This window comes from Comamonas sp. w2-DMI, assembly GCF_040187735.1.
Taxonomy (GTDB): Bacteria; Pseudomonadota; Gammaproteobacteria; order Burkholderiales; family Burkholderiaceae_C; genus Comamonas; species Comamonas terrae.
In genome coordinates this window covers 157,045-168,391 of the sequence record NZ_JBANEL010000011.1, presented here as the reverse complement: position 1 = coordinate 168,391, position 11,347 = coordinate 157,045, and the positions used below count along the sequence as shown (strand labels likewise).

Genomic DNA, 11,347 nt, shown 5'->3' with positions numbered 1-11,347 from the left:
CGGCACGCAGCCAATCTTGGGGGCTATTGATTCAATGGCTGCCCACAGCGAAGGGTAGTCGGCTCGGTGCTCCTGCACCATGCGTACGGCACGCTCGCGCACCTCGGGCGAGAACTTGTTTGACTTGGTCATAGCTCCATCTTCTCAAGTGTTGGAGCCTCCTCAAAACCCGGGGCGATTCACTGTGTTCCCGCCTCCTGAATCGCAATCTACTAATGTGATCAATCCTGATTGTGGTCCCATTAACCTTCAAGGCAGGCTTAGTAGAAACCTCAGAAACATGGACATCATCCGCCTCTATTTGAAAATTAAAAACCGGATCAATTTCACTAACAAGACGTGCGGCCCCACCACCGTGACTGACTAAAGATTGAGATTGATGGGAATCAGACGGATTGGAAGACCCGCTTACTTGAATTCGAGCATCCTCATGACAGTCAATTGGCAACCACAGTTTTACCCCACACAAAGAGCTTATCCTCCCGTCAATCACAAACCGTCCATCAAACTCATGCGCAGGCTTAATGTTCTCGTATTCAAAGTGACCACCCGTCCATAACATCTCATACCTCACAGCCGGTAAATTATTTCGACGGAGTTTGCACGAAAAGACGCAAAGACGCAAAGACGCAAAGACTCTTAGATCACCTCAAAACTAAGCCTAATTTAAGCCCAAACTAACCCGAATTGAGCACCCCTGAAGTGATCAAGCCCCCAGGGGGACTCCACCACAGTACCCCCTCAAGATGACCTCTCAAATTTCTCATCAAAATTTCATCTAGGAGCCTGCTAAACTTCCCATATCACACCGATGTGCTGCTAAGGCAAGGTACCACAAGAGGCTCAAGCTAAGTCATTGAAATCATTCAAGCAGTTGATTTCAAAGGAATCCCACTGACTGGTTTCGTGGGCTTCAAACCCGGTGAGGGGTGCCAGTCACTTCTGAGTTGGTTCGACTTAAGTTGCTTTCGACCACTCCAAGTGGCACATCGCCCCATTGAATCCCTCGCCAAAGGGAAAGACGAAATGGCTACTCTCAAAGAGATTCACCCGAGGGGCTCCCGCTACTCCCTCAACGCCCTCATTGTCATCAAGCCCCCCCCATCAGCACCTGACGCCCAATCCAAGGAAGCCGACCGGGGGAACCTCGGGAGAGAGATTTATTGAGGCGACCTCACAGATTTTTGCTCCGGTTTTCCATTCCGAGACCTGCTAGACTCCAAACCATTCAACGTGACCCAGCACTGTGTACGTTGAGGCAACAAGGCCAATCATAAGCCATTGATTTTATTGATCTATTGACTTGAATCGACAGCGGTAAGGCTCGTCAACCTCATTTCAAAGATTCTTGCAGCTCGGGAACCTGAGTCCTCGCAAGAACTTCGCAGCCTCTTGCGCACAGCTTCGCTGCACTTGCCGCCTCAACCAGGAGCCTCCGGAGGCGGCAGGCCAGAGCAAGCGGCATTCCCCACGGGTGACATCGGCACCTGCAGAGCAGGACCGGCCCGCTCCTTGCCAAGACCAGACAATGACCACGCCCTTCATCCGCCGGGCAACGCCTGGCGACACCGATGCCGTCCTGCGCATTCTGCGTCAGACCTATGAGGCCACATGGAAGCCCGAGCTGACGCCAGATGCCGTCGCCCGATTCGAGCGTTCGGGCCATACCCGGCGCTATGTGGACGAACGCCTCTGCGCCATGTACGTCGCCGAATCAGGCGGGGAAGTCGCGGGCCTGATCGACTGGGACAAGGATTTCATCGATGCCCTGCATGTCTCTCCGGACCATCAGCGGCACGGCATCGGCAGCAAGCTGCTGCAGCAGGCCGAGGCCGCCATCGCAGCGGCCGGCCATGCGCAGGTGCGGCTGGAGACGGACACCTTCAACCATGCGGCACGCAGCTTCTATCTGCGCCACGGGTATGCCGAAACAGGCTTTTATCCCGACGAGGAATGGCATAGCGGCTTCACCACCGTGCAGATGACCAAGAAGCTCTGATCCGAGCATTGCCCGTCCTGCAGGCAAGCTCCCTGAATGCGGCGGGCCGCCCTTCGGCTATTCGAGATATTCGGCCACGCCCGCCGCCACATGCACGCCCGAAGACAGGCAGGCCGTGAGCAGGTAGCCGCCTGTGGGCGCCTCCCAGTCCAGCATTTCGCCCGCGCAGAATACGCCGGGCAGGGCCTTGCACATGCCGCGCGCATCCAGCGCCTCCAGGCGCACACCGCCGGCCGTGCTGATGGCCTCGTCCATGGGCCGCGGCGCCACCACGGTCACCGGCAGGGCCTTGATGCCGGCAGCCAGTCGCTCGGCGTCATCCATGCCCTGCCTGCCCAGCACTTCATAGAGCAGACCGGCCTTGATGCCGTCGATGCCCAGGCGCCCCTTGAGATGGCTGCTGAGGCTGCGCGAGCCCCTGGGGCGCAGCACCTCCGCGCGCACACGCTCGGCGCTCCATTGGGGCAGCAGGTCCAGCTCGAAGCGGGCCTGCCCCTGGCGCGCGATGCAGTCGCGCAGCAATGACGAAACCGCGTAGATGAGGCTGCCTTCCACACCGGTTTGCGTTGCCACGAACTCGCCCTGGCGGAAGAACTCCTGCCCCCGATCGTCCACAAACCGCAGGGCTACCGACTTGAAGGGCTGGCCGGCAAAGCGCTGCACAAACACGGGGCTCCAGCCGCCGCGCACATCGAAGCCGCAGTTGGCCGCCTGCAAGGGTGCGACATCCACCCCCCCTGCCCTGCAGCAAGCCCACCCAGGCGCCATCTGAGCCCAGCCGGGCCCAGCTGCCGCCTCCGGTCGCCAGCACCAGGGCCCGGCACCGGACCCGCACCTCGCCGGTCTCGCTGCGCAGCAAGGGCAGGCCGTCGGCCGACCAGCCTAGCCAGCGATGGCGCGTATGGAAATGCACGCCCAGCGCCTTCAGGCGTAGCAGCCAGGCACGCAGCAGCGGCGCGGCTTTCATGTCCGAAGGGAAGACCCGGCCGGACGTGCCCACAAAGGTATCGAAACCCAGGCCCCGCACCCAGTCGCACAGTTGCTGCGCCCCCCAGCGCTCCAGCCAGGGCTGCAGGTCGGCGCTGCGCTGGCCGTACCGGCCGACGAAGGCCTCGAAGGCTTCGGAGTGCGTGAGGTTCAGCCCTCCCTTGCCGGCCATCAGGAACTTGCGCGCCGCCGACGGCTTGGCCTCGAACACGCGCACCGACAGCCCGGTTTGCGCCAGGCGCTCGGCCGCCATCAATCCCGCAGGCCCGGCACCGACGACCGCGACATCACACGCCAACAACGACCCAGCCGCAGCCCCATCCAACTCCATAACCCACCTGTATTGCATGCATTGCGCTGTTCAGGGCAGGCCGAGCCCCCCTCTTCAGCAAGGCTGCGCAGAATACCACCGCCCACCGGGCTGCACCGCCATGCGGACTTGGGGAATGCAAGTTGCTCATGGCGCCGAAGGCGGCGGCGTCCGCATGGCATTCGCTATGGGCGCCATAGCAGCAAACAACCGGCCACACTCAAGGCCTGGAGATGAGTTTCTGTCACAATGAAGTCATCCGGCGAGCTTCTCGCCGCTTTCTTTCGACCGAGAAAACCAGGACTCAAAATGGCCAGCGAATTGATCAAGCACATCACCGATGCAAGCTTTGAATCCGACGTACTGCAACCCGGCACCACGGTTCTCGTGGACTACTGGGCCGAGTGGTGCGGCCCCTGCAAGATGATTGCCCCCATCCTGGACGAAGCCGCAGGCACCTACAAGGACAAGCTGCAGATCGCCAAGATGAACGTGGACGAGAACCGCGAGATCCCCGCCAAGTTCGGCATCCGCGGCATTCCCACACTGATGCTGTTCAAGGACGGCCAGTTGGCTGCCACCAAGGTGGGCGCGCTGAACAAGACCCAGCTGTCGGCCTTCCTGGACCAGCATCTGGCCTGAGTTGCGCCCATCGGCCAGGCGCGCGTCCTGGCCGATTCCATTTCCTCTTTCTCCAGGCCTACAAGGCCGCATCCAGGTCTGCGCAACCCTTGCGGGAGCACAAAATCTCGCAAAAATGCTTGCATTCCGCGCATTGTTTCCTGTCATAATGTGCCAATCACCGGTCGCCGCATGGGACCGCGCTGAGAATCTTCAGGCAAGCCAGCCCACTACCACAGTGTCTCGTTAGGCCTCTACCGCCTCCCCCCTGGTTATCTTTACTCCACGCTTGGAGTCATTTCATGCACCTTAATGAACTCAAGGCACTGCACGTGTCTGAAGTCTTGAAGCAGGCCGAAGCGCTTGAGATCGAAAACGTCGGTCGCATGCGCAAGCAAGAGCTGATGTTCGCCATCATCAAAAAGCGCGCCAAGGCTGGCGAGCAAGTGTTTGCCGACGGTGTGCTCGAAATCCTGCCCGACGGTTTCGGCTTTCTGCGCAGCCCCGATACCAGCTACACCGCCAGCACGGACGATATCTACATCTCCCCCAGCCAGGTGCGCCGCTTCAATCTGCATACCGGCGACATGATCGAAGGCGAAGTGCGCATCCCCAAGGATGGGGAACGCTACTTTGCGCTGACCAAGCTCGACAAGGTCAACGGCAACCCGCCCGAGCAGAACAAGCACAAGGTGCTGTTCGAGAACCTCACACCGCTGTTCCCCACCCAGCAACTGCGCCTGGAACGCGACATCAAGGGCGAGGAGAACATCACCGGCCGCATCATCGACATCATCGCGCCCATCGGCCGCGGCCAGCGCTCGCTGATCGTCGCCCCGCCCAAGAGCGGCAAGACGATGATGATGCAGAGCATCGCCCACGCCATCACGGCCAACCATCCCGACGTGCACCTGATGGTGCTGCTGGTGGACGAGCGCCCCGAGGAAGTGACCGAAATGCAGCGCTCGGTCAAGGGCGAGATCATTGCCTCGACCTTCGACGAGCCGGCCACGCGCCACGTGCATGTGGCCGAGATGGTCATCGAGCGCGCCAAGCGACTGGTGGAGCTGGGCAAGGACGTGGTCATCCTGCTGGACTCCATCACCCGCCTGGCCCGCGCCTACAACAATGTCGTGCCCTCCTCGGGCAAGGTGCTGTCGGGCGGCGTGGATTCCAATGCGCTGCAGCGTCCCAAGCGCTTCTTCGGCGCGGCGCGCAACGTGGAGGAAGGCGGCTCGCTGACCATCATCGCCACGGCCCTGGTGGACACCGGCAGCCGCATGGACGAAGTGATCTTCGAAGAGTTCAAGGGCACGGGCAACAGCGAGCTGCACCTGAACCGCCGCCTCTATGAAAAGCGCGTGTTCCCGGCCATCGAGCTCAACAAGAGCGGCACCCGCCGCGAGGAACTGCTGCTGGCGCCCGAGATCCTGCAGAAGACCCGCATCCTGCGCCAGTTCATGTACAACATGGACGAGATCGAATCCATGGAGCTCATGATCAAGAACATGAAGGCCACGAAGAACAACGTGGAATTCTTCGACATGATGCGCCGCGGCGGCTGAAACCGCCGGCTTTCACACGCCAAGCCCTCCATTGCTATAATGGGGGGCTTTTTCTATTGCGGAAAGTACGCCTGATTCATGACTGCTACAAGGGTTGTAGCAGGTTGGGCACGGCTACCGCACTTGACCAAAGGAAGATCATGAAAGAAGGCATTCACCCCAACTACCGCGAAGTTCTGTTCGTGGACCTGTCCAACGGCTTCAAGTTCGTGACACGCTCGTGCGTGAACACCAAGGAAACCGAGACCTTCGAAGGCAAGGAATACCCTCTGTTCAAGCTGGATACCTCCTCTGAATCGCACCCCTTCTACACCGGCACGCAAAAGTCGGTGGACAACATGGGCGGCCGCGTGGAAAGGTTCCGCAACCGTTTCGGCAAGAAGTAATCCCCGCTTTCTTGCAAGGTCAGGGCAGCCCGGGCAACCGTGCTGCCCTTTCTTTTGCCTTGCCTCGCCAGCGACGGCCGCACGGCCTTTGGAATGCATTTAGATGAGCAGGCCGCGCTTGCCCGCAGGGCTTTCCAGGCCGGTTTGCTGGTAAAAAGCAGCACTGCCCCCAACGCCCATTGAACAGGAATTTTTCGTGAACCAGCCTACGCCAGCCATCGTTGCCCAAAGCGCCGTACGGCGTCTGCCGCGCTGGTCGCTGCTGCTGCTGTGCCTGGCCTATGTGGTGCCCGGCTTCGTGATGCGCGGCCCCTGGCGCTCGGCCGACATGGAAGCCTTCGGCTACATGCGCGAGCTGGCGCAGCACCACACCTCCTGGTTCAAGCCCGCCATCTCCGGCCTGCTGCCGACATCCGATGGCCTGCTCTCCTACTGGCTGGGCGCGGTCGCGCTGCAGTGGCTTGAATCGCTGCTGGGGCCCGAGCTGGCGGCACGCATGCCTTTCATGGGGCTGCTGGTCGTCACGCTGGCCGCCACCTGGTGGGGCGCCTACTATCTGGCGCGCACGCCCGGCGCGCAGCCCGTGGCATTCGCCTTCGGCGGGGAGGCGCAGCTGACGGACTATGCGCGCGCCATGGCTGATGCGGCACTGCTGGCGCTGGTGGCCTGCCTGGGGCTGGCCCAGCTTTCGCATGAAACCACCAGCTATGTGACCCAGCTGGGCTGCACCGCGCTGCTGTTCTTTGCCGCGGCAGCCATGCCCTATCACCGTTTCAAATCGGGCATGGCCATGGTGCTGGGCATGCTGGGCCTGGCGCTGAGCGGCGCGCCCACGCTGGCCATGCTGTTCGGCCTGGGCGGCGCGGGCATGGCGCTGAGCCAGCAAAGCTGGGGGGACTCCAGCGGGCGCAACATGCGCCAGGCCCGCCTGTGGAGCCTGGCATGGCTGGTCATGACGGCCATCTGCGCCCTTCTGATCACCCTGTGGAATCTCTGGGCCTCGCATCTGGCCAACAATGTCAAGGACTGGGACAGCCTGCTGCAGCTGCTGCTGTGGTTCTGCTGGCCCGCCTGGCCGCTGGCGCTGTGGACCCTGTGGGTCTGGCGCAGGCAGATTGCCCGGCCGCAATACAACCCCCACCTGGCGGTGTCATTGTGGTTTGCAGGCGTGCCACTGGCCGCCTGCCTGATCAGCCAGCCCGCGGATCGTGCGCTGCTGCTGGGACTGCCGGCCATTGCCACCCTGGCGGCCTTTGCGCTGCCCACCCTGCGCCGCAGCATCAGTGCACTGATCGACTGGTTCACGCTGCTGTTCTTCAGCATTTCGGCCATCGCCATCTGGGTGGTCTGGCTGGCCGTGCAGACAGGCACGCCGGCCAAGATCGCGGCCAACATCACCCGTCTGGCGCCGCAGTTCAGCGCCAGCATTTCCTGGCCGACCGTCCTGGTGGCACTGGCCGCCTCGGCCGGCTGGGTGGTACTGGTGATCTGGCGCACCTCGCGCAACCGCGCCGCCATCTGGAAAAGCCTGGTGCTGCCCGCAGGCGGCGCCACCCTGGGCTGGCTGCTGATATCCACCCTGTGGATGCCGTTGCTGGACCATGCACGCAGCTATGCGCCGCAGATGGAACAGATCGCCACCCGTCTCGGTTCGGCCTCCGAAAGAGCCGACTGCGCACTGACATACGGCCTGGGCCGTGCGCAGATCGCGGCGCTGCGCTACTACACCCGGCTGGACACCCAGCTGCTGCGTCAGTCCCGCCCCGGCCAGTGCCAGTGGCTGGTGGCGGATGCCGACCGCTGGGCCGATCCGCACAGCCAGCCGCTGCGCACGCAATGGACCGAAGTGGCCCGCGTGGCCCGACCGACCGAGCGCAAGGAAGCCCTGGTCCTGCTGCGCCGCGCCAGCGCCCCCGCGGCGCAATGAGCCGCTCCAGCCGCCCCACGACGCGCCACGAGCTGGGCCATATCGGCCGCCATGCCCTGACCGTGCTGGCCGGCCAGCTGGCCGTGATGGCTTTCGGCACCACGGACACCATTGTGGCCGGCCGCTATTCCGACGATGCCGTGGCGGCCCTGTCCGTGGGCGCCGCCATTTTCGTGAGCGTCTATGCCTCGCTCATGGGCATCTTCCAGGCCCTGCTGCCGCTGTGGGCCGAGCAGCGTGGCGCCGGCCAGCCCCTGGCCATAGGCCGGTCGCTGCGCCAGTCCATGTACCTGTGCCTGGCCGCCTGCATCGTGGGCATGGCTGTCCTGCTGCAGCCCGATCCCCTGCTGCGCTGGACCCATGTGCCGGCCCCCTTGCAGCAGGAAGTCAAGCGCTATCTGGCGATCCTGGCCCTGGGCCTGCCGCCGGCCCTGCTGTTTCGCATCTACGGCGCCCTCAACCAGGCGCTGGGCCGGCCGCAGCTGGTCACGGCACTGCAGCTAGCTTCGCTGCTGCTGAAGATTCCGCTGTCCATCTGGCTCACCTTCGGCGGCCTGGGCATGCCGGCCATGGGCGCCGCAGGCTGCGCCTGGGCCACGCTGGCGGTGAACTACACCATGTTCGGCATCGCGCTGCGGCTGACGCGCCGGCAGGCTTTCTATGCGCCGCTGGCGCTCTGGCAGCGCATGGAACGGCCCGACTGGCCGCTGCTGGCCCGCTTTGCGCGCCTGGGTATTCCTGCGGGGCTGGCCATTCTGGTGGAGGTGACGTCGTTCACGCTCATGGCCTTGTTCGTTTCGCGCCAGGGCACGCTGGCTTCGGCCAGCCACCAGATCGCGGCCAATCTGGCAGCCATCTGCTACATGGTGCCGCTGTCCCTGGCCATTGCCGCCAGCGCGCGCGTGAGCTTCTGGCGCGGCGCTGCCAACGAAGTGCTGGCGCGCAAGCTGATTGCACAGTGCTTCTGGCTTGCAGCACTGATGGGTATTGCGTTATCAGCTACGCTCTTCATAGCACGCGAACTGATTGCCGGCCTTTATACCAGCTCTCCCCAGGTGATTGCCCTCACGGCCAGCCTGCTGGGCTGGGTGGCCATCTACCATGTGGCCGATGCCGTGCAGACTTTCTCCATCTTCGTGCTGCGCTGCTATCGCATCACCGTGCTGCCGCTGGTCATCTATTGCGTGCTTCTCTGGGGCGGCGGGCTGGCCGGCGGCTACTGGCTGGCCTATGCGGCGCAGGCCAGCCTGCACTGGAGCCTGGCGCAGGGCACGCCCATGCCGTTCTGGGCGGCCAGTGCGGGTGCGCTGATCGTGACGGCCATGGCCTTCAGCAGCATTCTGTACCGCGTGGTCAGAGCCGAGCCCTGACCACGCGGGCATGCTTCACTGCAGCTGCGGCGGGCGCAGGCGGGCAGCGGGAAAAGTCACTGCAAACTCGGACCCCTGGCCCAGCGTGCTGCTGATGCTGAGCTTGGCGCCATGGCGCTGCAGCACATGCTTGACGATGGCCAGGCCCAGGCCGGTGCCGCCGGTATCGCGGGAGCGGCTGCGGTCCACGCGGTAGAAGCGCTCGGTGAGCCGGGACAGGTGCTTGGGATCGATGCCTGCGCCGGTGTCCTTGACGGCAAAGCGGGCCGAGCCGTCCTCCAGCCTTTCCCAGCGCACCTCGATCTGCCCGCCTGCGGGCGTGTAGCGCATGGCATTGGCCACCAGGTTGGAAAAAGCGCTGTGCAGCTCGGCACTGGCGCCCGCGATCTCGCCGGCTTCCTGCAGTGCCTGCGCATCGGGAAAGTTCAGCACATGGGGCTTGGCCTGCTTGCGCGTCAGGGCCGCAGACAGACCGCGCGCTTCGTTCTCGCAGCGCTGCAGCAGCTGCGAGACGGGTATCCAGTCGCCCGTGCCCGGCAGCGGGCTGCCCTCGAGACGCGACAGCGTCAGCAGATCTTCCACCAGATGCTGCATGCGCTCGGCCTGCTGGGCCATCATGCCCAGGTAGCGGTTGCGCTCGTCTTCGGCCAGTGGCAGGTTCTGCAGCGTCTCGACAAAGCCCGCAAGCACGGTCAGCGGCGTGCGGATCTCGTGCGAAACGTTGGCAACGAAGTCGCGGCGCATGGCCTCGGCCTGTTCCAGCGCCGTCACGTCGCGCGACAGCAGCAGCTTGCGGCCCTCGCCATAGCCATAGAGCTGCACCGACAGCTTGACCGGGCGCGAAGGCGTGTTCTCACGCCCCTGCATGACCAGGTCCTGCGAAAAATCCTGCGCCGCGTAATAGGCGCTGAACTGCGGATCACGCACCAGATTGCCGATGCTCTGCATCAGGTCGCGCTGGGCATCGATGCCGAACTGGCGCTCTGCGATCTGGTTGCACCATTCGATGCGCCCCTGGTCGTCCAGCAGCACCACGCCATTGGGGCTGGCCTGCAGGGCCGACAGAATGTCGTTGAGCCGCTGGTCGCCCTGCTGTACCTGCTGCACGCTCTGGCGTATCCAGCGCCGCATGCGCGTGCCGGCCTCGCCCCAGATACCCGAGAGATTGGGTACGGCACCCAGCTCGGACTGGCGCAGCCAGTGCAGCAGACGGGCAGCGTTCCAGCTGTCGACCAGCCACCAGATCCAGCCGCCGGCAAGCGCCCCGGCCAGTGCGGCCGCGCATTGGGAGGCCACCGTGGCGGAAGCACCCGCACCGGGTGCCATCAGCCGGGTCCAGGCAAACCATCCCAGCACCGCCGCTGCGATCTGGGATGCCAATAAGCGAAATCCGCGCCAGCCCATAGTTGCTTTCTCGATTTTTTTGGCTTGCCGGCGCGCCCGGCCCGGGCGTGTGCCGCCGGGCGGGATGCGCCGCTGCGATTCACACCAGAGCCTGGCCGCTGAAGCGGTAGCCGGCGCCGCGCACGGTCTCGATCAGCGAGCCGGCCACACCCAGGGATTCGCGCAGGCGCTTGACATGCACGTCCACCGTGCGCTCCTCGATGAACACATGGTCGCCCCAGACCTTGTCCAGCAGCTGCGCGCGGCTGTGCACGCGCTCGGGATGCTTCATCAGGTAGTTGAGCAGCTTGAATTCGGTGGGGCCGATCTTCAGCAGCTCGCCCTGCCAGCTCACGCGGTGGGCCGCGGCGTCCAGTACCAGATCGCCGATGCTGACCTTGTCCTGCATCTGCTCGGGGGCGCGGCGGCGCAGCACGGCGCGGATGCGCGCCAGCAGTTCCTGGGTGGAAAACGGCTTGGTGATGTAGTCGTCGGCGCCCGCGTCCAGCCCGGCCACCTTGTCGGGCTCGTCGCCGCGCGCGGTCAGCATCAGAATAGGCACGGCCTTGGTGCGGGCATCGGCGCGCCACTTGCGCGCCAGCGCAAGGCCGCTGGCGCCGGGCAGCATCCAGTCGAGCAGGATGACATCCGGCAGCACGGCATCGAGTTCGCGCTGCGCCGAAACACCGTCCTCCGCCCAGACGGGCTGGAAGCCGTTATGCCTCAAATTGACCGCGATCAGTTCCGCAATCGCGGGCTCGTCCTCGACGATGAGGACCATGGGCATCTTCTTCATCCC

The 11,347-nt window shown here is 63.8% G+C and carries 8 protein-coding genes and 2 pseudogenes; 6 read left to right on the top strand and 4 right to left on the bottom strand.

The annotated features are described in order from the left end of the window. A pseudogene (locus tag V8Z74_RS13735) lies at positions 1–132 on the bottom strand (IS3 family transposase); the annotation flags it as partial. Between the two features lie 1,396 nt (positions 133–1,528). On the opposite strand from V8Z74_RS13735, the gene V8Z74_RS13730 reads away from it, so the two are divergent. Next, positions 1,529–1,999 carry a GNAT family N-acetyltransferase gene (locus tag V8Z74_RS13730; RefSeq protein ID WP_349709632.1) on the top strand — a complete coding sequence of 157 codons (471 nt, stop codon included), beginning with the start codon at positions 1,529–1,531 and terminating at the stop codon, positions 1,997–1,999. 57 nt (positions 2,000–2,056) lie between these two features. Here V8Z74_RS13730 and V8Z74_RS13725 read toward each other — a convergent pair. After that, a pseudogene (locus V8Z74_RS13725) lies at positions 2,057–3,317 on the bottom strand (TIGR03862 family flavoprotein). A 288-nt stretch (positions 3,318–3,605) separates the two neighbouring features. Here V8Z74_RS13725 and trxA point away from each other — a divergent pair. From trxA to V8Z74_RS13700, 5 genes are all read left to right on the top strand, one after another. Next, complete coding sequence (gene trxA, locus V8Z74_RS13720; protein ID WP_066480396.1) at positions 3,606–3,938, top strand: thioredoxin TrxA; 333 nt, start codon at positions 3,606–3,608, stop codon at positions 3,936–3,938. 281 nt (positions 3,939–4,219) lie between these two features. Further along, positions 4,220–5,482, top strand: a complete 1,263-nt coding sequence (gene rho / locus V8Z74_RS13715; RefSeq protein ID WP_066480393.1) for a transcription termination factor Rho — start codon at positions 4,220–4,222, stop codon at positions 5,480–5,482. Between the two features lie 140 nt (positions 5,483–5,622). Beyond that, the gene (locus tag V8Z74_RS13710; protein ID WP_054257309.1) at positions 5,623–5,868 is read left to right on the top strand and encodes a type B 50S ribosomal protein L31; all 246 of its coding nucleotides are present in this window, start codon (positions 5,623–5,625) and stop codon (positions 5,866–5,868) included. Positions 5,869–6,064: 196 nt separating this feature from the next. Continuing rightward, positions 6,065–7,795, top strand: a complete 1,731-nt coding sequence (locus V8Z74_RS13705) for a hypothetical protein (protein WP_349709631.1) — start codon at positions 6,065–6,067, stop codon at positions 7,793–7,795. Further along, positions 7,792–9,165: an MATE family efflux transporter gene (locus V8Z74_RS13700; protein WP_349709630.1), complete on the top strand. Its 1,374-nt coding sequence runs from the start codon at positions 7,792–7,794 to the stop codon at positions 9,163–9,165. The genes V8Z74_RS13705 and V8Z74_RS13700 overlap by 4 nt, the downstream gene beginning before the upstream one ends. Positions 9,166–9,180: 15 nt before the next feature. Here V8Z74_RS13700 and phoR read toward each other — a convergent pair whose 3' ends face one another. Then, positions 9,181–10,569, bottom strand: coding sequence for a phosphate regulon sensor histidine kinase PhoR (phoR, locus tag V8Z74_RS13695; RefSeq protein WP_349709629.1), 1,389 nt, complete (start codon positions 10,567–10,569; stop codon positions 9,181–9,183). A gap of 79 nt (positions 10,570–10,648) precedes the next feature. Further along, the gene (gene phoB, locus V8Z74_RS13690) at positions 10,649–11,344 is read right to left on the bottom strand and encodes a phosphate regulon transcriptional regulator PhoB (protein WP_349709628.1); all 696 of its coding nucleotides are present in this window, start codon (positions 11,342–11,344) and stop codon (positions 10,649–10,651) included. Positions 11,345–11,347: the final 3 nt, after the last annotated feature.